The sequence below is a fragment of the Arthrobacter sp. PvP023 genome (genome assembly GCF_017832975.1).
Classification (GTDB): Bacteria; Actinomycetota; Actinomycetes; order Actinomycetales; family Micrococcaceae; genus Arthrobacter.
In genome coordinates this window covers 3,067,971-3,094,381 of sequence record NZ_JAFIBI010000001.1, presented here as the reverse complement: position 1 = coordinate 3,094,381, position 26,411 = coordinate 3,067,971, and the positions used below count along the sequence as shown (strand labels likewise).

24 protein-coding genes are annotated in these 26,411 nt (G+C 63.3%); 17 read left to right on the top strand and 7 right to left on the bottom strand.

All coding sequences use genetic code 11. The features are described 5' to 3' along the window. The first annotated feature begins 56 nt into the window (after nucleotides 1-56). The 8 genes from JOE31_RS14225 (at nucleotide 57) to JOE31_RS14185 (ending at nucleotide 7,987) form a co-directional block, all read left to right on the top strand. On the top strand, nucleotides 57-1,073 hold the full coding sequence (locus tag JOE31_RS14225; protein WP_209745722.1) for a carbohydrate ABC transporter permease: 1,017 nt from the start codon (nucleotides 57-59) through the stop codon (nucleotides 1,071-1,073). A 2-nt stretch (nucleotides 1,074-1,075) separates the two neighbouring features. Then, a complete protein-coding gene (locus JOE31_RS14220) occupies nucleotides 1,076-1,984 on the top strand; it encodes a carbohydrate ABC transporter permease (protein WP_209745720.1) in 909 nt (302 codons plus the stop codon). Continuing rightward, nucleotides 1,981-3,024 carry a sugar kinase gene (locus JOE31_RS14215; RefSeq protein ID WP_209745718.1) on the top strand — a complete coding sequence of 348 codons (1,044 nt, stop codon included), beginning with the start codon at nucleotides 1,981-1,983 and terminating at the stop codon, nucleotides 3,022-3,024. The genes JOE31_RS14220 and JOE31_RS14215 overlap by 4 nt, the downstream gene beginning before the upstream one ends. Continuing rightward, nucleotides 2,993-3,631: a bifunctional 4-hydroxy-2-oxoglutarate aldolase/2-dehydro-3-deoxy-phosphogluconate aldolase gene (locus JOE31_RS14210; protein ID WP_209745716.1), complete on the top strand. Its 639-nt coding sequence runs from the start codon at nucleotides 2,993-2,995 to the stop codon at nucleotides 3,629-3,631. Before JOE31_RS14215 ends, JOE31_RS14210 begins: the two co-directional genes overlap by 32 nt. A 131-nt stretch (nucleotides 3,632-3,762) precedes the next feature. Next, on the top strand, nucleotides 3,763-4,029 hold the full coding sequence (locus JOE31_RS14205; RefSeq protein ID WP_209745714.1) for a hypothetical protein: 267 nt from the start codon (nucleotides 3,763-3,765) through the stop codon (nucleotides 4,027-4,029). A gap of 120 nt (nucleotides 4,030-4,149) precedes the next feature. After that, nucleotides 4,150-4,827 (top strand): HAD family phosphatase, encoded by a 678-nt coding sequence (locus JOE31_RS14200; RefSeq protein WP_280872888.1) that lies wholly within the window; start codon nucleotides 4,150-4,152, stop codon nucleotides 4,825-4,827. Nucleotides 4,828-5,180: 353 nt separating this feature from the next. After that, a complete protein-coding gene (locus JOE31_RS21960; RefSeq protein ID WP_374100845.1) occupies nucleotides 5,181-7,163 on the top strand; it encodes a glycerate kinase in 1,983 nt (660 codons plus the stop codon). A gap of 14 nt (nucleotides 7,164-7,177) precedes the next feature. Continuing rightward, entirely contained in the window at nucleotides 7,178-7,987 is an 810-nt protein-coding gene (locus JOE31_RS14185; RefSeq protein WP_245199201.1) for an aldo/keto reductase, read from the top strand. A 99-nt stretch (nucleotides 7,988-8,086) separates the two neighbouring features. Here JOE31_RS14185 and JOE31_RS14180 read toward each other — a convergent pair whose 3' ends face one another. After that, the gene (locus JOE31_RS14180) at nucleotides 8,087-9,028 is read right to left on the bottom strand and encodes an alpha/beta hydrolase (protein ID WP_209745705.1); all 942 of its coding nucleotides are present in this window, start codon (nucleotides 9,026-9,028) and stop codon (nucleotides 8,087-8,089) included. Next, nucleotides 9,025-10,251 (bottom strand): MFS transporter, encoded by a 1,227-nt coding sequence (locus tag JOE31_RS14175; protein ID WP_209745702.1) that lies wholly within the window; start codon nucleotides 10,249-10,251, stop codon nucleotides 9,025-9,027. The genes JOE31_RS14180 and JOE31_RS14175 overlap by 4 nt, the downstream gene beginning before the upstream one ends. A gap of 186 nt (nucleotides 10,252-10,437) precedes the next feature. Here JOE31_RS14175 and JOE31_RS14170 point away from each other — a divergent pair, with 186 nt between their 5' ends. Continuing rightward, nucleotides 10,438-11,649, top strand: a complete 1,212-nt coding sequence (locus JOE31_RS14170; RefSeq protein WP_307864426.1) for an ROK family transcriptional regulator — start codon at nucleotides 10,438-10,440, stop codon at nucleotides 11,647-11,649. An 871-nt stretch (nucleotides 11,650-12,520) separates the two neighbouring features. Next, the gene (locus tag JOE31_RS21955) at nucleotides 12,521-12,856 is read left to right on the top strand and encodes a DUF2218 domain-containing protein (RefSeq protein ID WP_374100883.1); all 336 of its coding nucleotides are present in this window, start codon (nucleotides 12,521-12,523) and stop codon (nucleotides 12,854-12,856) included. A 508-nt stretch (nucleotides 12,857-13,364) separates the two neighbouring features. Here the strand turns inward: JOE31_RS21955 and JOE31_RS14160 are convergent. After that, a complete protein-coding gene (locus JOE31_RS14160) occupies nucleotides 13,365-14,306 on the bottom strand; it encodes a 2-hydroxyacid dehydrogenase (protein WP_209745694.1) in 942 nt (313 codons plus the stop codon). A 154-nt stretch (nucleotides 14,307-14,460) separates the two neighbouring features. Between JOE31_RS14160 and JOE31_RS14155 the strand changes: the two genes are divergently transcribed. Next, nucleotides 14,461-14,994 (top strand): gluconokinase, encoded by a 534-nt coding sequence (locus tag JOE31_RS14155; protein ID WP_307864425.1) that lies wholly within the window; start codon nucleotides 14,461-14,463, stop codon nucleotides 14,992-14,994. 85 nt (nucleotides 14,995-15,079) lie between these two features. Here JOE31_RS14155 and JOE31_RS14150 read toward each other — a convergent pair whose 3' ends face one another. The 4 genes from JOE31_RS14150 to JOE31_RS14135 are packed head-to-tail and all read right to left on the bottom strand — an operon-like array spanning nucleotide 15,080 to nucleotide 20,320. After that, on the bottom strand, nucleotides 15,080-15,901 hold the full coding sequence (locus tag JOE31_RS14150; RefSeq protein WP_209748452.1) for an ABC transporter ATP-binding protein: 822 nt from the start codon (nucleotides 15,899-15,901) through the stop codon (nucleotides 15,080-15,082). 5 nt (nucleotides 15,902-15,906) lie between these two features. Then, complete coding sequence (locus tag JOE31_RS14145) at nucleotides 15,907-17,697, bottom strand: dipeptide/oligopeptide/nickel ABC transporter permease/ATP-binding protein (RefSeq protein WP_209745691.1); 1,791 nt, start codon at nucleotides 17,695-17,697, stop codon at nucleotides 15,907-15,909. Next, the gene (locus JOE31_RS14140) at nucleotides 17,690-18,736 is read right to left on the bottom strand and encodes an ABC transporter permease (RefSeq protein WP_245199200.1); all 1,047 of its coding nucleotides are present in this window, start codon (nucleotides 18,734-18,736) and stop codon (nucleotides 17,690-17,692) included. The genes JOE31_RS14145 and JOE31_RS14140 overlap by 8 nt, the downstream gene beginning before the upstream one ends. 12 nt (nucleotides 18,737-18,748) lie before the next feature. After that, nucleotides 18,749-20,320, bottom strand: a complete 1,572-nt coding sequence (locus JOE31_RS14135) for an ABC transporter substrate-binding protein (RefSeq protein WP_209745688.1) — start codon at nucleotides 20,318-20,320, stop codon at nucleotides 18,749-18,751. Between the two features lie 350 nt (nucleotides 20,321-20,670). Between JOE31_RS14135 and JOE31_RS14130 the strand changes: the two genes are divergently transcribed. The 6 genes from JOE31_RS14130 (at nucleotide 20,671) to JOE31_RS14110 (ending at nucleotide 26,378) form a co-directional block, all read left to right on the top strand. Further along, the gene (locus tag JOE31_RS14130; protein WP_209745685.1) at nucleotides 20,671-21,303 is read left to right on the top strand and encodes an RraA family protein; all 633 of its coding nucleotides are present in this window, start codon (nucleotides 20,671-20,673) and stop codon (nucleotides 21,301-21,303) included. A 49-nt stretch (nucleotides 21,304-21,352) separates the two neighbouring features. Continuing rightward, nucleotides 21,353-22,702, top strand: a complete 1,350-nt coding sequence (locus JOE31_RS14125) for an MFS transporter (RefSeq protein WP_209745683.1) — start codon at nucleotides 21,353-21,355, stop codon at nucleotides 22,700-22,702. Nucleotides 22,703-22,771: 69 nt separating this feature from the next. Further along, complete coding sequence (locus JOE31_RS14120; protein ID WP_209745679.1) at nucleotides 22,772-23,575, top strand: LamB/YcsF family protein; 804 nt, start codon at nucleotides 22,772-22,774, stop codon at nucleotides 23,573-23,575. Nucleotides 23,576-23,623: 48 nt separating this feature from the next. After that, a complete protein-coding gene (locus JOE31_RS21575; protein ID WP_245199199.1) occupies nucleotides 23,624-24,418 on the top strand; it encodes a carboxyltransferase domain-containing protein in 795 nt (264 codons plus the stop codon). Beyond that, nucleotides 24,402-25,445, top strand: coding sequence for an allophanate hydrolase (locus tag JOE31_RS14115; protein WP_307864424.1), 1,044 nt, complete (start codon nucleotides 24,402-24,404; stop codon nucleotides 25,443-25,445). The genes JOE31_RS21575 and JOE31_RS14115 overlap by 17 nt, the downstream gene beginning before the upstream one ends. Nucleotides 25,446-25,574: 129 nt before the next feature. Then, nucleotides 25,575-26,378 carry an SDR family oxidoreductase gene (locus JOE31_RS14110; RefSeq protein WP_209745673.1) on the top strand — a complete coding sequence of 268 codons (804 nt, stop codon included), beginning with the start codon at nucleotides 25,575-25,577 and terminating at the stop codon, nucleotides 26,376-26,378. The last annotated feature ends 33 nt before the right edge of the window (nucleotides 26,379-26,411 follow it).

The window sequence follows — 26,411 nt, the reverse complement described above, 5'->3', positions numbered from 1 at the left end:
AACGGGTGTGGCTGCAGGTCTCTGCAGCCACACCCCCGGACAGGATCAGTTCACTCATGACAACCTCAACAGCACTGCCCCCGGCACCCGTCCCACCCGTTAGTCCCGGCCAGCGGTCCAAGAAACAAGTCCCCCATAACGTCAGGACATCCCGCCGGGCCGCCTGGATCTTCGCACCCAGCTTGCTCGTCAGCTTCGTCTTCGTCTACGTCTTCATCGGCATCACCGTCTACATCTCCCTGTCGAACTGGAAGATCGGAACCAGCCCGGATCTGACACTGCGTCAGCCATTCGGAGGAACCTACGGCGAAATCATCCAGGAACAGCGCTTCCAGGCCGATATCCGAAACGTCGTGATCTTCACGATCATCTTCCTGGTCCTGGCCATCTTCGGCGGACTCATTGCGGCCCTCTTCATCCATCACGTATCGGTCGGCAAGGGCTTGTTCCGGACAGTTTTCCTGCTGCCGTACGCGCTGTCCTTCATCGTTACCGGTGTTGCGTGGCGCTGGATCTTCTCGCCATCCACCGGCGTCAACGAAATCCTTCGGAGCATCGGCATCGAGAACCCTCCGGGCTGGACGACGGATACGACCATTCTGGGGGCTCTGAACGACCCCTCGGGAACCGACTTCCTTAAAGTCCAGTTCGGCATCCCCGTGGCGCTGCTGCCCATCATCTTCGCAGCAGCCTGGCAGCTCGTCGGTTTCGCCATGGCCATGTACCTTGCCGGCTTAGCTTCCATTCCCGAAGAGCACCTCGAGGCTGCCAGTGTCGATGGCGCCAACACCTGGCAGCGACTCCGCCACATCGTGCTTCCCCAGCTGTGGCCCTCCACCATCACCTGCTTTGTGCTACTGCTGCATGTGGCCCTGAAAATCTTCGATCTCGTCGTCGCCATGTCAGGCTCCGGCCCGGGATTTGTGACCGACGTGCCCGGTATATACATCTACAACTACCTCACCAGCCGTTACGACAAAGCCTCGGCAATGGCGATCATCCTGCTCCTGCTGACCCTCGCGGTAATCGTCCCTTACCTCATCCGCGGATACAGGAAAGAGCGAAAGGCATAGCAATGGCTGTCGAAACCCTCGAAGCGTCCCCGTCCCAGCCCACCCCGGCCACGCGCCGCCGCCCCGGCGGACTAGCCAGAAAACCCCGGTCCTGGAGCCTGCCCAAGTCCCTCGGAGGCTGGATCGTCTTGGCAGTATGCGCCATTGCCACCCTTGGCATGCTCGTGCCGGTGTACGTCATCATCACCACGGCACTCTCGGGAAGCACCGGGGCGCCCAACTTCTTCCTCGCCTTCCCCGATGCTCCCAGCCTGGATGCCTTTAAGGGGGCCTGGACGAAACTCCACGGCTCCCTGATCAACTCATTGCAGATCACGATCCCGGCAGCCCTGATCTCCTGCCTTCTCGGGTCGATCAACGGCTACGTCCTAGCCAAGTTCCCCTTCCGGGGATCCAACGCGCTGTTCACAGTGCTGCTGGTGGGCATGTTCATCCCCTTCCAGGCCGTCATCATCCCGGTTTTCCAATTCCTCAACATGCTCCACCTCCAGGGAAGCATCTTTGGTTTGATCGTCGTACACGTCATCTATGGCATCCCGATCACCACGCTGATCTTCCGCAACTACTACGAGGGCATTCCCAGCGCCATCGTTGAAGCTGCCTCGATCGACGGTGCCGGGATCTGGAAAACCTACCTCCGCGTGATGATCCCCCTATCAGCTCCAGGCTTCGTCGTCGCCGGAATCTTCCAGTGCACCAACATCTGGAACGACTTCCTCTTCGGCTTCATCCTGGCCTCCCCCGCCGCCTGGCCGGCCACCGTGACACTGAACAACCTCATCGGAACCACCACCGTTGACTACTCCGAACTGATGGCCGGTGCCGTCCTCGTCGCCTTGCCCACCGTCGTGCTCTACCTCGTCCTGGGTAAGTTCTTTGTCGGCGGTCTCACTGCCGGAGCCGTCAAATGATCCTGGACGTGCTGTGCGTGGGCGAAACCATGGCCGTGGTCACCCCTGCGAAGGCCGAGTCACTCAGCGAGGCGGAAGAATGCCTGCTCGGCTTCGGCGGAGCGGAATCCAATGTTGCGGCGCATCTGGCCGAATTCGGCTACCGGACTGGCTGGGCCAGCCGCGTCGGCAACGATCCGTTCGGCCACCGCATCATCGACGGCCTGGCCGCCCGTGGAGTGGACGTCACCCTGGTCACCCGCGATAGCACATGCCCCACGGGGGTGTACTTCAAGGATCCCGACCTCGGCCAAGGCGCCAAGACGCTCTACTACCGGGCCGGGTCCGCCGCCTCACGCATGGCGCCGGCCGATTCCGCCGCGTGGCCACTCGAACAAACTGGATGGATCCACACCACCGGCATCAATGCCGCGCTCTCTGAGAGCTGTTCAGCATTGACCGAGCGCCTCCTGAAAGGGGCAGGTCCGGCGGGCTACAAGGTCTCCTTCGACGTCAACTACCGCCCCGCTCTGTGGAATGTCGACGTCGCGGGCCCACGCCTGCTTGAACTGGCCCGTCTAGCCACCGTTGTCCTTGTCGGCCTCGACGAAGCAGAAACATTATGGGGCTGCAATAGCGCAGAAGAGGTATCGGAGCTCCTACAGGGACCGCTGCATGTCGTTATCAAAGACTCCGCCTCAGAGGCTGTCGAATTTGTCAGGGACCACAACCGGGAAGAACGCGTCTTCCGCGTCCCCGCCAATCTCGTCGAAGTCGTCGAACCCGTCGGAGCTGGCGACGCTTTTGCCGCGGGTTATCTTGCCGGCTTGCTCCGCGGCGACAATCCCGAGGATCGGCTGGCCATGGGCCACTCCTTCGCAGCCTGGACGTTGGGTACCCGCGCTGACTTCCGCCCCGGCCACGGAACCAAACCGAGGAGCTACGAACCAGCCCGGAACAATGCCGGGCTGGTCGGCGCCCCCACAGCAGACGAGAACCCACCTCGCAGAACCACTGAAAGTGATCAAAATGGCACCCACCTTGCCCACCCACTGGTTTGACGACGCCTTTTTCCGCGTTCCCGTCATCGCTGTGCTCCGCGGTCTAACGCCGGCCGAAGCTGTCCGGTACGCCACACGGGCGTGGGACGCCGGCGTCGAACATGTCGAAGTCACGATCGAAACACCGGAAGCCGTCCCCACGCTCGCTGCTGTGGCCAGCGCCGCAGCCGAACGCGGCGTGGCCGTGGGCGCAGGCACTATCATCAGCGGCGATCAACTGGACGCCGCGCATTCCGCCAACGCATCATTCACAGTCTCTCCCGGCCTTGACGAAGGCATCATCAAGGAAAGCATCCGACGCAACATGCCCCACTTGCCGGGAGTGGCCACGGCCAGTGAGATCCTGCGGGCGAAAGCGCTCGGCCTCACATGGCTCAAAGCGTTCCCGGCATCGGTCCTGGGGCCCGATTGGGTGAAAGCCATGAAAGGCCCTTTTCCCGACGTCCGTTTTGTCGCCACTGGCGGAATGAAATCGGCGACAGCACGTAGCTACCTCAACGCCGGTGTCAGCGTCGTCGGTTTGAGTTCAGACTTCTCCTCCGACGACGGGGCAGCTGCAGTCCGCGAACTTCTTGCTTCGCTCCACAGCGGCACCACGGCGATGTAGGTCCTGGTCGTAGGGATCCATCAGACTTGTACGGCTCATCAGCGCAAACGGACCCAGTCGAACAAACCACCCCACACGCGACCGGCCGCAGAAAACAACGGTCAGCCCGACCCATTGACGGAGTTATGGACATGACGATATTCAGCCCCGCCCAGGACCCGTTCACCAGCGCGGCAACAGCTCATCTTGGACAAGCCCGCAGGACAGGAACGGGGGAGTGGGTGGCCGTGGATAACTACGGCCAACCTGTGGCTACCATTTGGAGGCCATACCTGAGCAGCCCCGACACCTTCAGGTGCGACCCGCTGCCCCATGCATGCTACGTCGACGCCGTGGAAGCAAACGACTTCTCCAGCGTCCTCGACTACGCACTGAACAACTTCACCAGGGCGCACTGACAGTCTGGAGACTCGCCCTGCGACTGAGCAAATGGTAGCTGGCGAACGCCCACCATCCACGCCTCGTTTCATGACATCAACCGGCCCACACCGTGTGAAGAATTAGGACAGACTTTAGCCATGGAGTTATGCAACCGCGGAAACCTTCAAGCCGTTCTCTGGGACATGGACGGCACCCTGGTCGACACAGAGCCGTTCTGGATGGCGGCCCAGCATGGGCTTGCTCTCAAGCATGGTGTGAACTGGACCAACGCTGACGCCCGCTCGACAGTCGGGCAGGCCATGGACGTGTCGGCAGCCCTGCTACAGGACCGTGGGGTCGACCTATCGGTGGACGAAATTATCGACAGTCTGCTGAATCGTGTCGTGGAAAGGCTGGAAAACGGCATCCCGTGGCTCCCCGGAGCGCAAAGGATCCTAGCTGAGCTGGCCGCGGCACAGATACCATGCGCGCTAGTCACTATGGCGCACAGCCCCGTTGCCACCCGCGTAGCCTCTGCGACACCAGTCGGGGTCTTCCACACTATCGTGGCCGGTGATAACGTCTCCCGCGGAAAACCCCATCCGGCACCGTATCTGGCCGCCGCGGAGCTTTTAGGCGTTGAAGCCGCCAACTGCGTTGCCGTGGAAGACTCGGTCAGTGGAACCGCCAGCGCCCGGTCCGCGGGCATGCAGGTCATCGTCGTCCCGGGACCAACCCAGCCTCCGGCTGCAGCCGGTCTTCACTTCATTCCTTCACTGGAAGCCGTATCCGTGGACATGTTCCGAAACGTGCTCCGTATGCCCACGAACCATTAACCACCCAGCCGACTTTCCTTCCGGAGCACCCCTCCGTCCGCATAAGGTTGGATGGCGACAGTAAACGATCACGATGCTAGACACGCTGCTCACGCTACGCCGCGGCAAGAGAGCACGATTTCGCCTTCGATAGCCGGAATCAGCCCGCCCCCGGCTGCGGCGATGTATCCGATGAGTTCCAATGGCAGGCGTACTGTCGACAGCGCCGGACTGACGTCACGCAGTAATTCAGTGCCATCGAAACCCGCGATGGACGCAACCAGCACAGCGGAACATGGGTCTCGATCCCGTGGCCACACGCGAATTGATCAAGCGCAGCGCGGCAGGAAGCACGAAGCGTCAACGGCGCTCTAGTGGTGGGTGTCAACACAGACCACGTCGAAGATGAGGTCATCAGCCTGGACGCCGTAATCGATGCATACACCAGCCAGCTGCACTTTGCCGAAGAACAGGGAGCCGGCGTCGTGCTGATGGCCAGCCGTCACCTGGCGAGGGCGGCGGCTAATGTCGATGACTACCGCCGTGCCTATGCAGAAGCAACTTCCCGAGCCTCCCGTCCCGTCATCCTGCACTGGCTTGGGGCCGCCTTTGACCCACTTCTGGAGGGCTACTTCGGGTCCACGGACTTCGAAAAAGCTGCAACAACGGCCCTTGACATCATTTCCGACAACGCCGGGGTTGTCTCGGGAATCAAGATGAGCCTGCTAGACGCCCACAAGGAAATCCATGTCCGAGAACACCTGCCTGCAACGGCAACGATGTTTACCGGCGATGACTTCAACTACGTTGACCTTATCGCCGGTAGCGCAGACGGCCATTCGGACGCCTTGCTCGGAGCCTTCGCAGCCCTTGGCCCGTCCGCGTCGCCGGCACTACAGGCACTGGACGCCGGAGACCGTGACTCCTACGTCCAAATCCTGGGACCGACGGAAGAACTGTCGCGGAAGATCTTCGAGTCCCCGACGTACCACTACAAGACCGGTGTCGCATTCTTGAGCTGGATTAATGGTCACCAGGCAGCGTTCAGCATGATCGGGGGATTGCACGCAGCCAGAAGCCTGCCCCACCTCTGCGGCGCGGTGCTGGCTTCCCTTCTCTGCCCAATAATCCCGAGAGGACTCCCCGTGCGTGTACTGATCGCCTCGGACAAATTCAAACATTCTCTGGCCTCCTACGAGGTCGCCCGGCATCTCACGATTGGCCTCATGGCCGGGCGACCAGACCTAACGGTGGATTCCATAGCGATTGCCGATGGGGGCGAGGGAACAGTCGCTGCGGCAGTCTCAGCCGGATTCAGTGCCCATCTCGTTACCGTGAGCGGACCGACGGGTGCGCCGGTGAAGGCAACGATGGCCATCCGTGACCGCGAGGCGGTCATAGAGGTCGCCGCAGCGTCAGGATTGGATTCCCCTCCCGGTGGGCAACACAACGCGTTAGAAGCGTCCAGTCTCGGGACCGGGCAGCTGATGCGTGAGGCACTTAACCACGGCTGCGCGCTCATATACATCGGCGCGGGCGGCAGCGCATGCACGGACGGGGGAGCGGGGCTCCTCGCTGGCCTGGGAGCGAAATTCCTGGACTCCCGCGGGCAACACCTGAGCCTCGGCGGCGGCGCGCTGGCGGATCTGGCGTCTGTAGATCTGAGCAGCCTGGATCCACGATTGAGGAAAGCGCGGTTCGTTCTGGCCAGCGACGTGGACAACCCACTGCTCGGGCAAAACGGGGCAGCGGCCATTTTCGGTCCCCAAAAGGGGGCGGTTCCCGGCGATGTGGAGCTCCTCGACCGCGCGCTGACGCGCCTCGTAGATGTTCTCGGGAATGAGATCGGCCCACGCGCAACAGCCGCGGCGAGACAGGCGGGTGCCGGCGCAGCGGGTGGTATCGGGTATGCGGCCATTGCTGTTCTTGCCGCCCGCGTCGAGCCCGGCGTCGAAGTTGTAGGACGGATGATTGATCTGGATAACAGGATTCGAGGCTCGGCCCTTGTCATCACCGGAGAGGGCAGTCTGAACCACCAGAGCATGGGAGGTAAAGCACCGTTCGGCGTCAGCCAGGCAGCCGCAAGGGCGGGTGTCCCGGTCGTCGCTGTGTGCGGACAAACCACCCTCGATGGACGGACACTCAGGGCAGCCGGATTCATCCGAACCTTTGCGCTTGCAGACATCGAACCGGATATCGCACGTTGCGTGTCAAATGCGGGTGCGCTCCTCGAGACCATAGGCACAACCGTCGGCGCAGAAATGCTGCCACTTGATCCACCAGAGGACAGGCGGGACGGACACCTCAGACCCGCCCCCTTTCCGATCCGCTGTTCGACATCGGGGGTGACGGCATGACATTGTCTCCAACAATGGAACTTGCCAACGGGGTCCGGATGCCTCTGCTGGGTCTGGGCACTTGGCCGATGGACAACGACGCCACAGCGTCAGCGGTGGAAACCGCGGTCTCCACCGGGTACCGCCTCTTCGACACCGCCGAGAGCTACGGCAACGAAGCGGGGGTCGGCGAAGGCCTGCGGCGCAGCGGCATCCGGCGCGACGAAGTTTTCATCACTTCAAAATTCAACAAGGAATGGCACGGCGGGGACGGCGTAGCACGGGCATTCGAAGCCAGTGCCAAACGGCTTGGCGTTGAGTACATCGACCTGTTCCTCATTCACTGGCCGGCCCCTGCGCAAGACCTCTTCGTCGATGCCTTCGTTGGCCTCGAAGCACTGCTCCGGGAGGGTAAAGTCCGCTCGATCGGCACGTCTAACTTCAAACCGACACACTTGCGACGCCTCTTTGAGGCCGGCCTGACTCCTCACGTCAATCAGATCCAACTCGACCCTGAACATGTGCGCGCGGACGTTCAGACTCTCCACAGGGAAAAACGAATCATCACGGCGTCCTATAGCCCTCTCGGCAGGGGTGGAGCGTTCCTCAGTCACCCCGCCGTCACCGAAGCTGCCGTCACGCATTCCAAAACCCCCAGCCAAGTCGTCCTCAGATGGCATACCCAGCAAGGCATAGCCACAGCATCGAAGTCCGCAGACCCGCGACGGCAGCTGGAGAACCTCGACACATTCGACTTCGAGTTGGCCCCCGAAGAAATTCGCCGCATAAATGCCCTCGACACGAGAGGGCCGGCCCGGCTTGATCCGGATGAATACGCACACTGATCCCGGCCACGAGTGCTGAGTCCCAGGGCCCGCAGTAGCGGGCCCTGGGATTCGCTTCGGCTGGCCGAACCGGAATTGTCCCGTAATCCTTGTGGAGGATCAGATATTCACGCGGATGAAGTTGTCAACAAGGCTCAGGACTTCTTCCTTCCAAAACGGTGGACCGCCGTGATCAGCGCCCTTTAGTTGGAAGAAAGTAGCCGGCTGGCCCGCTTTCCGGAGTGCATCGTGCAGGAGGACGCTCTGTCCGAACGGGACCAGCCGGTCCTTGTCGCCGTGGACGATGAGGAGGGGTCGCCGTCCGGGGGTTGGGGAAATATGGTTCATTGCCACTGTTGGAGCGACGAGATTCGGATGTTCCAGGACGTCGGCGCCGCCGATGAGCATGCCCTCGGGGCTCCCAGGCTCGATGTGGTTCTGAGTGGAAGGTTCTTCATTCATGCGTGAGATGTCTGTCGGACCGTAGTAGTCGATGAAACAGCGGATGTTGAGTGGCCCTTCGTCGAGTGGTTCGTCGCTGAAAAAGGGATCACCCTCAGTGAGGCACGTCAGCACTGTCGTATGGCCGCCCGACGAGTCACCCCAGAGGACAACGCGGTTAGGGTCGACGTGGAAGTCGGTTGCATTCCGGCGCAGGAAGCGGATCGCCGATCCTGTGTCGCGGATCTGGGCAGGGAAGGTCGCGACGGGGGAGGGGCGGTACTCAACGATCGCCACGACATAACCCCTTCTGGCGAAGTGCGCCAGCGGCGGCAGGCTTTGGCCAAGGTTCTGCTCGAACCAGGCCGATCCCTGAACGAAGACGACCAGGGGGAAGACGGCCGTGCTCTCCAGGTCCATTGGCGGGAGCAGGACCTGCAGATGCAGGGGAATTCCATCTTTGCGGGCGTACTCCACTCCGAGGATGGCGGTTCCATGCTCGGGTTTCAGGTCCGCGTGCAGGACTTGCATGCCTTCGCTGACCAGGGTGCTCGCGGGGAAATCGGCGTAGTCGACGTCTCGCGGTTCGATGAACATCAGCGGCGATGAAACGGGAATCATACTTGCTCCAGGGTCTTGACTTCAGTGTGTGCCGCGTGGCGCAATGCGCCGTACCGGAAACCGGTGAGGATCGCCACAACGAGTACGGTGACGGCACCGAGAATGAGCTGTACTGTCGCGCTTCCGTCGCCGATGAACGATCCAAACGCTTCGAAGTAATAGGGCGTTACGGCTGTTCCGACGGCTGCCCCGGTGAACAATACGGCTGTTGCCATGGCGGAAGTTTCAGGCGTGGCCCTGTTGTTGGTCGTCGTAATAAAGAAGGGCATGAAGGTGCCGAAGCCGAGGCCGGCAACGATCGCTGCGGTATACCCAAACGGTGCGCTGGTCGCGTTCGCGCAAACGATGAGTGCAGCGGCGACCGTTCCCGCCGCCACGGCCCCAGTCCAGTTACGGAGCCGGCGCATAACGAACCCGAAGACGATGCCCGCGGCAACCGATGCAACCCCAAAGGACGTCATGATCAAAGAAACCGCGGGCGGCTCGATGAGGTGTTTCTCAGCTACAAAGGCCAGGGGCATGGCGACGAAGAGCGTCTGGAATCCGATGTTGAACACGAGCATGAGAATGGCGGCAATCCAAACATCGGCCGACAGGCGGTACCATCGCGGAGCCTTGATCACAGGCGTCTCGGGGGCGTCCGGCAGGGCGTGCTTCGGGGGCTCCGGAACATAGAGGGCGAACAGGACCAGGCTTACCAGTCCAAAGGCGTACACGAAGAAGGCCGCCTTCCAGTCCCATAACATGAATGCTCCCACGATGAGAGTCCATACAACACTTCCCGCACCTACCGCTGAGCTCTGCCAACCCAACATGTTCTCGCGGTCTCTACCATGGAAGAAGTCGGCGATAACACTCGAACTAAGCGGCTGAAGAAGACCCATGCCCGCACCCACGACAAGCCTCGAGAGCAGGAGGGCGCTGAAATTTCCCATCGGGATGAACAACAGCGGGCCCATCCCGGCGACAGCAATGAGTGCTATTCCGATGAGGGTTAGCCTTCGCTTGCCGATCTTGCCGGCGAGCCCGCCGGCAAGGAGCGTGCAGACAATGATGGCCGCCGCACCGATGGTCATAAAGCTCTGGATAGAGGTCTGGCTTTCCTGGGGGAACGCTTTGGCGAGTTCGGGCAAGGTGGCCGAAACGGCCCCGGCCTCGGACAGCAGCAACGACACCGACAAAAGGGCTGTCTTGAATCTTTTCGAATGGATGTTTATGGACATGAAGCCTCCTCATTGAAGCGCAGCGGGCAGGGATCTGCCGCAGCAGCGGCACCGGGGTGCTGCTAGGGGTCGCCCGTGTCTGCGGAACAGAGCGGGGGACGTGTTGCATAACACTAGGTCGCCTAGAATAATTAAGTCAAGCCTTGACTTAATTAGGTTTGCTCTGAGCAGGGAACTAGTCACAAGATGGAGTCCATGACCTCGCCCATAGACTCGGCAGACGTTCGAAGACACAACATGTCCCTCGTGCTGCGCTCGCTTGCCGATCATGAGCCTTGTTCAAGAAGCGAGATCCGCGCCGCGACGAGGCTCGTCAGTGGGACGGTAACCACGGTTGTAGAGGACCTCATGGCCCGGGGTCTGGTTCTCGAAACCGGGCACGCGCAGGGGGGGCGTGGGAGGCCGCGAAGGCTACTGCAAACAGCCCCAGAGCGTGTCCGCACTGTCGCCGTCCAGCTCTCGTCCCACGACGTGGTGGGGGAGGTGCGTGACTTCGCTGGGGTCATTCTATGGGAGCGCCGCGAGGAACACGGCATCGGCCCTGGGCGGCCGCAGGATTTTGTGAGCATTCTCGCCGCGATGACCAACGCTGCAATGGATCATGCTGCGTCCGTGCCTCGTGCCTGGATTACCGATCCGGTCATCCTCCTGCCCGCGCTCGTCACAGACGACTCGACCGTTGCCGCGGCCCTCGGCCTGGGGCTCAGGCGAACCGATTTGCATGGCCCGCTCACTGAAGCGATGAAGCATTCCTGTACACCTGTATTCATGAATTATGGTCGGCTCGGCAGCCTCGCCGAATACGCCGCCACCCCAAGTGATCGTCGTCCCCGCGCCATGGCCTACATCATGGAGGCAGACGGAGTATCGGGCGGCATCGTTGTTGACGGAGAGGTATACCGCGGAGCCCATGGCCTGGCGGGCGAATGCGGACACATCACCGTTAACATGAACGGCCCGGCGTGCGGCTGCGGAGCCCGTGGCTGCCTTGACCTCTACCTCCGCCTGCCCGCCATCATGGCCAGTGCGGGCATTGAGCTTGGCAGCGGCCAAGGCCAAGTGCTGGCCCTGGACGAGCTCATTGACAAGTTGGAGGCGGGCGATGAGCGCGCCCACACAGCACTGACAGATGCCGGAACTGCGTTGGCCGGAGCCATAGCAACCATGAGTAACTTCACCGACCTGGACCTTGTAGTTTTGGGAGGAACCCTGCCCCGGCTGTACCAGTGGCTCGAGCCCCACGTCGACGCCCTCATCAGCGCCCGAGCGCAAATGGTTCCGGAATTCAACCCCGAAGTTGTTCTTGCCAAGTACGGCAGCGAGGGACCCCTGCGGGGGGCATGGCTCCAAGCGCGGAATCTCATCCTGGATAATCCGGCCGACGTGTCCCGGCTCTAACCTCTTGGCGTGCGTGTAATGGGCGACGTCCACCATCGTGCGCAGAGCCCACCCGGGCCCTCCCCCTGTGGGGAGTCTGACGCCGCGGGGTGCGCGCGTTCCGAGGTTGGAGTTTCCAGTATGGGGAGCCGTCAGCGGCTATTGCGTCCACCTTTCCGGAGATCGACTCGTTGTTGTTTTCCGCGCGAAATGGAACGATGTAGTCGCCCTCGTGGTGTACGCCGCAGTGGCCCATGTGTACCCCACCTCCAGCCGGGCGACGGCGATCGGATGGACCAGCGTCGGCCGCTTCGGCGCCGTCTTCGGCCCCTGGAACTGGCAATCAGGGCTGGGGATTTGGGATCTTCGCCGTGGCCGCAGTCTTCGCCATGGGAACCCTGCTCGTGCTGAGTCTGGTTGCTGCCAAAGCCGGCGCCCGCACTGCTAAGGACCAGACCTGGACAAACAGAAACAGTCCCTCACCGTTTGATTCCGGGTGAGATTCGCAGTTCTAGCAAGAAAGTCCATAAATCGTTAACAATTTGAGTAACGTTTAGTCCGGCAAAGATGCCCGCCTTAGCGAAAGCACTCTTCATCGGTCGTGTCCTGTACGGACCTGGCAAGGCTTGACCTTCGCGATGCAGCAGGCTCCACCGTGACCCTTTCCGCCACCAAGGTTTTCACTGAAGGTGTGCCCGTGCCCTACCAAACATGGTGCACGGCAAAAGGAACTAAGCTCTCCAGCGCACGCGCAAACGGCGGGCAGAACTGGCAATCCAGACAAGGCTAGGGAACAAAAACGAACCGAGGGCGAGGCAGAACCCTCGTTCCGGTTCACCCGTTTGGCGTGTAGACCATTGCATTGTCGATCCCGGACCACCGGCCCCCTTTGATGCCCTACCTCATTTCAGAACACCGAACAGGAAACTCAATGCCCGCCTTGCACACTGCCCATGCCATTGTTCCCACCGGATCCGCGAAACACTATAGCAAGCAGTTGACAGCCCATCCCGGACACAAGGGGGAGGTCCGCATAGAACCCGAAGGGGAACGCATCGTCCTCACCGTGGGGAGCTGCCTGGTGTTGTCTCGATCGGAAGCTATCGAACTGCGGGCAGAATCGGACACCGCGGAAGGGCTTGGGCGAGTCAAAGAAGTCACAGCATCACACCTGGAGCGGTTCGGGCAGCGCGACGGGCTCGTTGTCCGCTGGTTGAAGGGAGATTAGGAGAAACCGCATTAGAGGAAAGTGACGCAAGCGAATGAGTCTCGCTTCCAAAGCCGACAAAGGACGTTACGCCTCGTTGCCCGCGACTGGCAGTTACCGCGCTGGTCAGACCATGCCAGAGGGCTAACGAGTGGGCACTGTCGTCTTGATACCAGGCGGTAGTTTCGTCCGCATCATTCCCGTGCTGAGAGACCGCCCGCTTGTACGTGAGCAATCGCCGCAGGCAAGCGCCAGAGGTCAGGTCCTGGACGCACGAGAGGACTCAAGCTGGGACCCCGCCGACGGCGATTGCTTAGGCGAATGTTCGGGAGTCCCTTGGCCAGGCGTCCGCCCGGCCATCCGGGCGGCCGGTGCAGCCGTGACAAGCGGACTCCCTGGAGTACGGGCACCGAGGAGGCGGGATTCATAGTTGCTGTGGACGAGGGCTCTGCTTTTCATGACCAGTGCGTTTTCTTTCGAGGGGATTCAACGGGGTTGGCGCAAAAGGGTCCGGAACTGCGGGTTCCGGTCAGAACGGCCCGGATTGGACCAGGTTCGCGGGCCGCTCTCCGCTGGCGAGCGCCTTCAGCTGGTTGTTGAGGAGCTTGACGATCCTCGGTTCGAAGGCGGAGGCGTTGCCGCCGATATGCGGGGTGATAAGGGCGTTGGGGGACGTCCAGAGCGGGTGGTCTGCCGGGAGCGGTTCCGGGTCCACGACGTCGAGGGCACAGTGGAGCCGGCCGGACAGGACTTCCGTGGTGAGGGCTGCAGTGTCGACGACGGGCCCGCGGCCGACATTGACCACAAGGGCGCCGTCCGGCAGGGCGGCGAGGACTGCGGCGTCCACCAGCCGGTGCGTGTGTCTGTTCAGCGGAGTGACCGCCACCAGTACATCGTGGGATTCGGCGAGAGCGGTAAGTTCGGAGGAGGCGTGGACCCGTCCGGCGCTGTCCTCACGGGCGCTGCTGCCCACCCTGGTGATCTCCACCTCGAAGGGCTCGAGGCGCTTCGCGATTTCCTGCCCGATGCCCCCGACGCCCACAAGCAGGACGCGCCTGTCCGCCAGGGATGAGCGGCGCTGGGGCTGCCAGTTGCCGGTCTGCTGGTCGCGGACCGCCTGGTCGATGCCGCGGAGTTTGGCGATGATCAGGCCGATGGCCAGTTCGGCCGTGGCCGCCGCGTGGACGCCGGAGGCGCTTGCAACTCCTGCGGACGGCCCCGCCGCCTCCGGGACGCCGTCGAAGCCCGTGGACTGTGTCTGGACGAACTTGAGGTTCGGGACCTGGGACAGCGACCCGAGAACGGCGGACGCGTCGATATACGGGAGGATGACAGCGTCGATGGCGTCCAGGGTAATGCCCTCCGGTTGGGAGCGGAGGTCCCAGACCGACGCTTCAATGCCCGCGGGGAGGGGCTGCACCTTGGCGAGGAGGTCCCGGTCGGGGAAGGTGACTGTACGGACTGTTTGCATCGGTAAGCCTGTTCGGTAGTAGTGGTCCCAGGTGTGCCGGCGTCTTGCGGAGAGTCGTTGACGGCCCGGCACTCAATCTGAGAAACTTTTCTCATGTGTGATAATCATCGCACTTCGGAAAGCGGTCGGCAAGAGCTTCGCGGAGGCAATTCAAGTGAGTAACAACGGGTTTCCGCCCATGGTCATCATGGGCGTGTCAGGGTCTGGTAAATCGACGGTGGGGGCGCTGCTGGGACGCAGGTTGGGGGTCCGGTTCATCGACGGGGATGACCTGCATCCTGCCGCAAACAAGGAGAAGATGCGGAGCGGATTTCCGTTGGACGACGCGGACCGTCGGCCCTGGCTGGAGGAAATCGGACGGACGCTGGCGGCGTGCGAAGAGGAAGGGGAGGGCGTTATTGTTGCCTGCTCCGCCCTGAAGCGCCGCTACCGCGACCTGTTCAGGGAGCAGGCCCCGGACGTCGTGTTTCTCCATCTGAACGGTTCGGCGGGCACCCTCGCTGCGCGGATGGCGGCCCGGAGCCATGAATTCATGCCCGCCACGTTGCTGGCCTCCCAGCTGGACGCATTGGAGCCGCTGGATGCCGATGAACACCATGTCCTGCTGGACGTCCGCCAGTCACCGTCCGAGCTGGTGGATAAGGCTTGCGCCGCGCTGGGGTCCGGCTCGACGCCGGCAGGGGAGTAACCAGGCCGGTTCAGTTGAGCGGTTAACAAAGACGCCGGCCCGGCATATGCCCGGGCCGGCGGCTTGTGTTTACGTCTGGTCCGGTTCAGGTGACCGCTGCCCGGCGTTCTCCGATGTTGAATCCGGGGCCGCCGGGCACCGAGTCGATCAACCGGCGCGTGTAGGGATGTTTGGGACTGCCGTACACGCTGTCCACATCGCCGAGTTCCACCACCTCTCCGTGGAACAGGACCATGATCTCGTCGCTTACGTGGTGCACCACGTCCAGGTCGTGGGAGATGAAGGCCATGGTCAGGTCCAGTTCCGTGCGCAGCCGGCTGATGAGGTTGAGGATTTCCGCCTGCACGGACAGGTCCAGGGCCGACGTAATCTCGTCGGCGATGATCAGTTTGGGCCCCACTGCCAGTGCGCGTGCAATCGCGATACGTTGCCGCTGCCCGCCGGAAAACTCGTGCGGGTACCGTTCGGCCACATCGGAGTCCAGGCGGATGGTGGAGAGCCAGTAGGAAATCTTCTCGTGGTGGTCCCGAGGATTGGATTTCACCGGATCGATCGCCTCGGCGAGCGTCTGGCCGATGGTGCGGCGGGGGTTCAGCGACGAATAGGGGTCCTGCGGGATCATCTGGACGGCGCGGCGCATCGCCCGGCGCTGTGCCCCGGTCATCCGGCCTAAATCCGAGCCGTTGAAGGAGATGCTGCCGCTGCTGGCACCAACGAGACCGACGATGGCCTTGGCCAGTGTCGATTTTCCTGAGCCGGATTCCCCCACGATGCCCAACGTCTTGCCGCGTTCGATGCTGGCTGAAACGCCTTTGAGGACCTTTGCCGCCGAGTGGCCGGACCCGAAGGTGACTTCCAGGTCACGGACTTCCAGCACGGGGGTGGCGGACGTCGGCGAGTTTGTCATCACTGTCACTTGATTCCTTCCGGTTGGACCGTGCCGCGTTGGACCGTCCCGGCATGGGACGGGCCGGACCCATCGTCTGTGATTTCATCGAAGGTGAAGTCTTCGGCGCGGACGGACACGAGCTCAGTTTTGCGTTCGGCGATGCTTGGCGTGGCGGCCAGCAGCGCCTTGGTGTAGGGGTGCTTGACGTCACCGGCGGCCAGTTGGGCGCCGGTGAGCCGTTCGAGGATCTTCCCGCCGTTCATGACGATGACCTTGTCGCACAGTGACTGCACCACCCCGATGTCATGTGAGATGAACAGCATTGCCGTGCCCATTTCCCGGTTGATGGTGCGGAACTGCCGCAGGACGTCCGCCTGGACCGTGACGTCCAATGCTGTGGTGGGTTCGTCGGCGATGATCAGCCTTGGGTCCGTGACCAGGGTCGAGGCGATCATGGCGCGCTGGAGCATGCCGCCGGAGAGTTCGTGCGGGTGCTGCCTCATGCGCGTCTCCGGTTCGGTGATCCGGATGGCTGCCAATGCCTTAACCATGCGGCTGAAGGCCGTCTTCCGGGACTGTTTCAGGTGCACACGGCTGACTTCGGTCAGCTGGGATCCTATCCGCAGGGCCGGGTTGAAGCTGGTGCCTGGATCCTGGTAGACCAGCCCGATCGATGTCGCCATGGTGCGCGGATCGTTCTTCTTGAGCAGGTTCAGTTCGCCGAGGCGCATTGAGTGCGCCTTGACGGTCAGTTCCTCGGGTAGCAGCCCGGCGATGGACATGGCGGTGAGGGATTTTCCGGAGCCGGATTCCCCCACGAGTCCCACCACTTCCCCTGCGTGGATGCTCAAGGAGACGCCTTTGACCAGGGGGACGCCGTTGGGGGTCAGGACGGTGAGGTTGTCCACCTCCACCAGGGCTTCCCTGTCGGCCCGCAACGACGCCGGGACCTCCGAGGCGGCCTTGACGCTGCCGAACTTTCTGCCGCCGCGCGGATCGGTGGCCGCCGCAAGGCCGTCGCCGATCAGCATGGCGCTCAGACCCGCAACGGTGATCATGACGGAGGGCATCACGGCCTGCAGCGGCTGGGAGTAGATGTTCACCAGCGCCTCGTTGAGCAGTCGCCCGAAATCGTATTCCGGGTTCTGAACGCCGAGTCCTATGAACGACAGGCTGGACAGCTCGATGAGCGTGGTGGCGAAGACGGTGGCGGTCAGCACCAGCAGCGGTTCGGCCATGTTCGGCAGCAGGTGTCGGGTGATAATGCGCGGACCGGAGACGCCCAGCAGACGTGCCGTTGACACGTAGTTCCGCTGCGAGATGGAGGCGGCCATATTGGCGGTGAGGCGGGCGAATGCCGGGATGCTGGCGATCGCGATGGCCAGCACTGCGGACCAGGCTCCCTGCCCGAGGATCGCGGCAATGAGCAACGCGAAGATCAGGCTCGGGTAGGCCACGGCAGCCTCGATGACACGCAGTACGGCATTGCGGATCCGCTCCGGGGCCAGCCAGATGAACGTGCCGATGATGATGCCGGCGACGACGGCGATTACTGTGGTGGCTGCGGTCATCACGAGCGTGAGCCGGGTGGCGATGAGGGAGCGGGCCAGCACGTCGCGGCCGAAGTCGTCCGTCCCGAGCCAGTGTGCGGAGCTGGGCCCCTGGGAGGCGTTGGCGGTGAGTTTTTCGGCCGCCTCGGACAGGAAGAGGGGTGCCAGGAGCCCTGTCAGGACCATAACGGCCATCATGGCGATGCCGATGATCAGTCCGGTGGTCCAGCGGAAGCGTCGCTTGGGACGTGTCGTTTCAGCCATTGGATTTTCCTCCTCCGAGGGTGCGCGGGTCGATGATTCCGAGGATGACGTCGACCAGCAGGTTGAGGATGATGGCGAGGAAGCCCAGGACCAGGATGATGCCTTGGATCACGGGGTAGTCCTTGTTGATGATGGCGGTGACGATTTCCTTGCCCAGACCGGGCCAGTTGAAGACGTTTTCGACGATGATCGCGCCGCCGAGCATGCCGGCCAGGATGAGGCCGGCCAGTGTCAGTGCCGTGGTGAGGAGGTTGGGCAGGGCGTGCCTGGCGTAGAGCCGCAGCTTTGGCAGGCGCCAGCCGCGGGCTGTCCGGAGATAGTCCTGTTCCAGCACGGTTGAGGTTTCCCTACGCACCACGCGGGCGATGGAGCAGATGGGGCCGATGGAAAGCCCGACGACGGGAAGGATCAGCGCGGACAGCGTTGCTGCGCCTGCCGCGGGGAGCACCCTGAGCACGATGGCGAATACCACCACGAGCATGGTGGAAATGACGTACTGGGGGACTGCCTGGAAGAAGCCGGTGAGCATACCGAAAGTGACATCGAGCCAGTGACGGCGGCCGCCCCGGGTCAGGATCCCCACCACCATGCCGGCAGGGATGGAGACCAGGAGTACCAGAATGATGCCGAGGACCGCGATCTCGGCAGTAAAGGGCAGCTTGGTGGCGATGATCGAGGATACCGAAGTGCTGTAGGCGAAGGATTCGCCGAGGTTGCCGGTGAGCAGGTTTCCGACGTACTGGATGAACTGCAGGTGTAGGGGCTGGTTCAGTCCCAGGCTTTCCCTGATGGCCTCGATCTGCTCGGTCGTGGCGTCTGCACCGGCGACTGCCACTGCAGGGTCGCCGGGGATGAGCGGGACCATGAAGAAGGTAACCACCACGAGCAGGGTTACGGACAGCAGCACTCCGCCTGCGCGGCGCAGGCCGTAGCTGGCCCAGGGGGAGAGGTTGCGGGGCCCGCTCCGGGGGCTCTTCGGAGCCCCCGGAGGGTTGCTGAACAGGGCGGATTCCCTGTTCAGCATGGTCGGTTCAGTCATGGTCCTTGGCCTTTACTTCGTGATGCGCATGGTGGCGTAGTCGACGATGCCCGAGGGCGCCTGGATGGAGAATCCAGCGCGCTGTGCAACGATCTGGGGTTCGCCGACGAAGGGGACAATGTCGTTGTCTTCCAGGATGCTGATCTGCGCCCGTTCGTAGGCCTCGCACCGCTTGGCCTCGTCCGTCGCCGACTGTGCTGTGGAGATATCAGCAAGGATGTCGGCGTTCTCGCCGCCGCCGATGTTGCGGCCCCCCTTCTCGGTGGGGACGCCCGCGATGCGGGTCAGGGACGCTGCCACGGTGCCAACGAAGTTCGCGTCGCCCTGGATGGTCAGGTCCCAGGTCTCCGGCTTGGTCTGGGTCATGGTGGCCCAGGTCCCGTTGTCCACGAGGTTCAGGTTTACAGTGGCGCCGGCTGCCCGGAGGGCTTCCTGGACGTAGGTGCTGCCTGCGCCGTTCGGGCCGATGCTGGTGGTGCCCACCATCTTGAACGTTTTGCCGGCGAGGACGGCCTTTGCGGCTTCGGCATCTTCCTTCGTGAAGCGCGAGTTGTCCTTGAGGGAGCATGCCACCGTGGGGGCGACGATGGAGGTGTAGGGGATGCCCTTGTTGGCGTAGGCGGCGGCGTTGAAGGCCTGCTGGTTCATCAGCTGGGCCACGGCCTTGCGAAGGGCGGGGTCGGTGAAGGGGCTGCCGGGGCGCTGGTTGAAGAGCAGGAAGATACCGGCGAACGGCACGGAGGTAACGGTGTAGTCCTTGTTCCCTTCGAAGCGGGCAGTGTCCGCAGGCGCAATGTCCGAGATGTCCATTTCGCCGGTGAGCAGCTGGTTTGCCACGGTGGTCTTGTTCACACCGGGGAAGAACCGTACGGTCTTGGCCGGCGTCCCCTCAGGCGCCTTGGACCACTTCGGCCACGCTTTGTAGTCTTCGCGTAGCGTCATGTCGTAGCTGACGCCGTGGCTGGCTTTTGTCAGGGTGTACGGGCCGGAGAATGCCGCCTGTACGGATCCCTTGGCCAGGCCCTCGAGGTCCGCCAATCCGGCGGGGCAGATGATGCCGGTCTGGGCCAGGGTCAGTCCGCCGATGAGTTCGGACCAGGGTTGTGCGAGTTTGACTGCGACGGTGCCCGTGGCGTCGTCGGCCGTGATGGTGGGCTGGCCCGGACCGAAGACGAGCTTGCCGAAGTTGTTCTTGGTGGCGGGGTCGGCGAAGTAGCTAAGCGACTTCGCCACGATGGTGGGAGTGATGACCGTGCCGTCGGCGCAGGTGGCGTCTTTGCGGATGGTCAGGGAGGCGTCAGTGGCCGTTGAAGTCCACTCGGTGGCCAGGCCGCCGATGAACTTGCCGTCCGCGTCGCGGCGCACCACTGTATCGAAGAGGAAGCGGGCCACTTCATAGTCGTCCTTCGCGTTGGCCTTGGCGGCGTTGAAAGTGGTGGGATCCGAGTTCAGTGCGGTCCGGATAGTGTCCGTCGAGGGGCCCGCGCCTCCGCCGGAGCCGGCGGTCGCGCCGGTAGTGCAACCGGTCAGCAGCAGCGCCGCCGCCGACGCGGCTGCGGCCAGGGCGGTAATTCTTCCGTGCATGGTGTCTCCTCAGTACAGCGGGCGATGCGGTCATGCCCACGCATCAGTGGGCAAGAGAGGCAGGGAATTTCACGAAGTAATCTGCGAGAAAGTTCGCGAATGAGAAGAGTTTCTCTTATCAAATGGGGCAAGTCAACGGTTTTTTGTGAGCTGACACACGCCCGTTACATGGAGTGGCTGCAATTTACCTCGTGGCAACAATGGGCTGACTTATTTGGGCCAATCCGCCGGGACCCCTTGACGAATCGCATTTGAAACGCGAAACTTTTCTCATATGTGACAGCCGCCTCATCTGACTGACCTCAGTCGAGGGCAGGCGTCCCCCACTGAACCAACCAAAGGTGACAACAATGGCAACAACACTTGAGCTCACGGTCCGCAAGGCCACCTGGACGCGGCTTCCGAAGGAACTCGTGGAGGCCTTCGCCGCCTACCCGGTGGCCAACATCGGGGATGCCATGGAGCGATTGGGCATTGTCGACGGCGGCATCAGCCCCGTCTGGGAAGGCGCCCACTGCGTCGGTTCGGCCCTCCCCGTGCTCGGTGCAGCAGGCGACAACGCAGCGGTCATCGAGGCACTGAACTACATCGAGCCCGGTGACGTCGTGGTGATCAACGGTTTCGGTCATGAACACCGTGCCCTGGTCGGCGAGCAGCTGTCACAGCGCTTTGAGGCCGCCGGCGCCACCGGCGCCGTGATCGACGGCTACATCCGTGACCGCCACACGATCACCGAGATCAAGTTCCCCGTCTTCGCCCGCGGCGTAACTCCTGCGGGTCCCTTCAAGAACGGCCCCGGCGTCATCGGCGAGCCGGTAGCCATCGGCGGCATCGTGTGCGCCGCCGGTGACATCGTCGCCGCAGATGATGACGGCGTCGTCATCATCCCCCAGTCCCGCGCGGCCGAAATCTTGGAACGCGTTATTGCTGTTGCCGCCCACGAGGCCGAAATGACGGCCGAAATCACCCGCGAATACAGCTGACCTGCGCTACTCCGGCGCCATGGACCAGCCCTAGACTAAGAGAGACCTAATGACTACTGCATCGACGGACTCAGTGGAACTGAATACCGCACAAATCAAGGTTGTCACCGCAGACGGCAAGATGGTGCGCAAGGCGACCATCGCCGGCACCATGGGCTCCTTCGTGGAGTGGTACGACTACGGCATCTACGGTCTCCTGACCACGTACCTTGCCATCAACATCATGGGATCCAAGGACCTTGGATCCCTCCTGCTGACCAACGTCGGCTTCCTGGTCAGCTTCCTCGCCCGGCCCTTTGGCAGTGTGATCTGTGGTTTCCTGGGTGACAGGCTGGGCCGCAAGAACCTCCTGGCCGTCCTGCTGCTCCTGATCTCCGGCGCCACGGCATGTATCGGCCTGATCCCATCCTCGTCCGTCATCGGATGGGCGGCTCCGGCCCTCCTCATCCTGTTCCGCATCCTGCAGGGCTTCTCCGCCGGCGGAGAAGTGGCCGGTGCCATGGCGTTCGTGGGTGAGTACGCGCACAACAAGCACCGCAACTACTCCATGAGCTTCATCGCCGTCGGCTCATTCTGCGCCCTGCTCTTCGGCAGCGCGCTCTCAGCCACCCTGATCACCACCCTAGGCGACGCCACCATGGAATCCTGGGCCTGGCGCGTCCCGTTCCTCTTCGCCCTGCCGCTGGGCTACGTGGGCTACTACATCCGCTCCAAAATGGAGGACACCCCGCACTTCGCCGCCCTACGCGAGCGCAACGAAGTGGAACGCAACCCGCTGAAGGCTGTCTTCACCTCCAAGCGCCACCTGAAGGCCATTGCGCTGACCATCTTCCTGCCCGCACTGAACGGCCCCGGCTACTACCTCCTCTTTGCGTACATGCCCACGTACCTGAAGACCCAGCTGGGCACGGGCAACAACTTCACCATGGTGCAGGCCCTGACCGTCACCGCTTTCAGCCTGGTGGCCATCATCATCAGCATCCCGCTGATGGCCCGCCTGTCCGACCGGATCGGCCGCAAGCCCGTCCTGGCGGCCTCCGCCATCCTGATGGCCCTGGTCTCCTACCCGATGTTCGCCATGATCACCACCGGCAACATGCTCCTGGCCTGCATCGCCACCGTGGTGATGGCCATCGCGTTCTCCGGCCACGCCGCCGTCGTGCACACCGTACTGACCGAAATGTTCCCCACCACCGTCCGTTACAGCGCGTACAGCATCGGCTTCAGCATCAGCACCATCATCTTCGGCGGCAGCGCCCCGCTGGTGATGACCGAAATCATCAAGGCCACCGGCAACAGCATGGTCCCGGCCTACGCCGCAATCGGCACCGCCATCATCACCCTCGCCTCCGTCTACTTCCTGAAGGAAACCAAGGGGCAGCCGCTCCAGACGCACTAACCCCACTCCGGCCGCCCGCCACGGCGGGCAGCCGCCCTCCACCTACCCAACGAATGACCGGGAGTCACCTTGAGCATCAATTCAGTCGCCGTCGTTGCAGACCTCGGCGAGAGCTACGGAAATTACAGCATCGGCGACGACGAAGCCCTCCTGGGCCTGGTCACCGCCTCGAACATCGCCTGCGGCTTCCATGCCGGCGACCCGCGCGTCATGGACGCCACCGTGAAGTCCTGCGTGGAGCGCGGCATCGAACTGGGCGCCCACCCGGGCTACCCCGACCTGGTGGGTTTCGGGCGCCGCCTCATCGAGGCCAGCGAAGAGGAAATCCGCACGGACGTCCTCTACCAGATCGGGGCATTGGATGCCTTCGCGCGCATCCATGGCGGCAAGATCAGCCATGTTGCCCCGCACGGCCGGATGGGCAGCATCGCCCAGACTGACGCCAAGCATGCCCGGGCCATCACGGACGCCATCAAGGCGTACGACCCGTCCTACATCGTCATCTGCCAGAACGGCTTGCTGGCCGATGAGTCCCGCAAGCGCGGCCTCGAAGTGGGTTACGTCTTCCTGGCGGACCGGGGCTATGGCGAGGACGGCATGCCGGTCTCCCGTAACACCGAAGGGGCGCTGCTGCACGATCCCGAAGAGATCGGCCGGCGGGTTGTCCAGGTGGTCACCGAAGGAACCGTCCGTGCCGTCACCGGCAAGGTGGTCCCTTTGGGCCACGATGCCGACGTCGTCCTCCTCCATGGCGACCACCCGCAGGTCCTGGAGAACGGAACGGCACTGCGCGCGGCGCTGGAGAAGGCCGGCATCAGGGCCGCCGGGCTGCAGGAAGTCCTTGCCGAAAAAGCCAAAGCCGCCGCGGCCTGACCGCACCTTCCTCCCGTTGACCGCCGCCCGCACCACCGAGCAGGACATATGACCACGCAACCAACCCCAGCCGCGAACCTCCGCCGTCCCCCCATCATCGAGGCGGCCCCCTTTGGGGATTCAGCCCTCATGCTGAGCATCGACGACGACGCCGCCGAGGTCAGGCGCGCCGGCGCCAGGAGGCTGCGTGATGTCCTGCTGGAGGTCCGCCCGTACGGCGTGCTGAATCTGGTGGCCGGTGCAGAATCCCTGCTGGTGGAGTTTGACTGCCTGGCGGTCAACCACGGCCAGCTCGCCCAGACGGTCCGGCTTGCCGTGGCCGGCCTTGGACTCCAGGAATCGGGACCGGCGCCGGGCGCCAAGGACTTCGTTATTCCCATGGTGGTCAATGAGGAGTTCGCGCCGGACCTTCCAGAGGTGGCCGAAGAGCTGGGACTCAGCCCGGAGGCCACCCTCGAAGTGTTCACCTCATCCGTCCTGACCATCAACCTCCTGGCGGCCGCGATGGCGCCCATGATGGCCGGAGTGAAGTTCCCGGGCCAGGTTCGCCGGTGCGCCGAGCCCCGGACGGACGTTGCCCCGGGCTCGGTGATGGTGGCAGGGACAAGCGCCATCATCCAGCCCTTCCCGGGACCCAGCGGCTGGAAGGTGATCGGCCGCACGCCCCTTACTGTCTGCGATATCCATGAGGACCCGGCCACGTCCTACCGGCCCGGTGACCGGGTCATGTTCAAACTCATACCGGAAAGCGGCTGGGAGGAGCTGGAAGGCCAGTTCCTCCGGCCCGCACCCCACGAGTCCGCAGCCAACCAGGAAGGCGGCACCCGTGGCAGCGAAGCCTGAGCAGACGGTCACCCTCACCATCAGCGAGCCCGGATGGCTGTCCACGTTCCAGGACCTGGGCCGCGAAGACTCCGAGTTCATGGGAGTGCCCTGCGGCGGTGCCGCCGACCAGCACTCTGCGGCCGCAGCCAATATCCTGGTGGGCAACCGGCGCGGGGCTGCCCTGCTGGAAATCATGGGAGGCAGGTTCGCGTTCACCGCCTCGCATGAGACCTTCATCTCGGTCACCGGCACGCCGGCCGAGGTGGCAGTCGGGGGAGTCGCGGTGCCGCTGTGGCAGCCGGTCTGCGTGCCGGCACGGACCCGGGTGGTCATCTCCAAGGCAACCGGGGGGATGCGCACCTACCTTGCTTTCAGCGGAGTCCTCGACGCTCCCCGGTTCATGGGCAGCGCGGCGCCGGAATCGCGGATGGGTTTCCCCCAGCAGCTGGTCGCGGGCCAGCAGATACTGCTCGCCAGCCGGTACCGCGAGTTCAGCCAGCCGTACCTGGGTCAGCCCTTGTTCCGGCTGCCGGTTCCTGTGCCGGACTTCAGTCCCGACGTCTGGACCGTTGACGTGGTGGAGGGCCCGGAAACAGACCGGACACCCGGCATCAGGGAACTCCTGGGCAGCAGTATCTACACGGTGGGCGGAAAATCCAACCACGTAGGCCTGCGACTGGACGGGCCGGTCATCCATCCTGAAGGGCTGGGCGAGATCGTGTCGCACGGCGTTCCGATCGGGGCGTTCGAGATCCCGCACGGCGACGAACTGATCATCCTGGGCCGCTCACGTACCCTGACGGCGGGCTACCCCATCGTCGCGGTGGCAACGAAGGCGTCACTGCCGCTCCTGGGGCAAGCCAGCCCCGGGCGGAAAATAACCTTCCGTTGGGTCAGCCAGGAAGCCGCCGTCGAACGCTGGCGGGACCAGCAGCGGCAGCTCTGCGCGCTGGAGGAACGGGTGCACAGCCTGTTCGCCGCCGTCGGGCTTCCGTTCGCGCAGCCGGCGGATACTTCCACGCCGCCCGGCACGCGTGCCGCCTGAAATGGTTGACGGCGCCAGTTTCAAATGAGAAACTATTCTCATATCTAATTCGGTTCTTGTTTTAGCCGGGCATCCCGGTTCCCACTGCCGCGCTGCCTCCTGCAGCGTGCCGGACGAAAGAGACGCACTATGGAACTTCTGAACGGCAAGGTTGCCATCATCACCGGCGCCGGCACCGGCATGGGCCGCGAAACCGCCAAGCTGCTCGCCGCAGAGGGCGCCACCGTGGTTCTAGTGGGCCGCCGGCAAGACGTCCTGGACGAACTTTCCGTAGAGATTTCCGCCGCCGGCGGCCGGTCCCGCGTCCGCACCGCGGACATCGCGAGCAAAGCAGAGGTGGACGCGCTGGTGGGCTGGATCCACGAGAACGTGGGCTTGGTGGACATCCTCATCAACAACGCCGGCAGCGCCAGCAAGGTCCTGAACGTGCGGTGGATCGCCGAAGAGGAATGGAACCAGGTCCTGGACGTGAACCTCAACGCCGTCTTCCTGCTCACCCAGGCGGTGCTGCCGGACATGCTGAGCCGCAACACCGGATCCATCATCACCGTGTCCTCCCTGGCGGCGGTGACCCCGAACCTTCTGGGCGGTGCCGCGTACGGGGCTGCCAAGGCCGCCGTCCGGAACTTCATGACGTATCTGCACACCACCTTCCGCAATGAGGGACTGCGCGCCGTCACCATCCTGCCCGGTGAAACTGCCACGCCCATCCTGGACAACCGGGCCCGTCCGCCGCACCAGGAGGAACGGGACGCCATGGTCCAGCCGGAGGATGTGGCCCGGGCCATCCACCTGGTGGCAACGCTGCCGCAGCGGACCGTGGTGCAGGAACTGGTCATCGCTCCCACCGTGCAGCGGGACACCGCGGGGGACATCGAAATCAGCCGCTGGGCAGGCGCGCCCGAGGCCGATCTTCCCAAAACCACCACATAACGCGTACAGGCGCTTCCTCCCACCGCCCTGAAC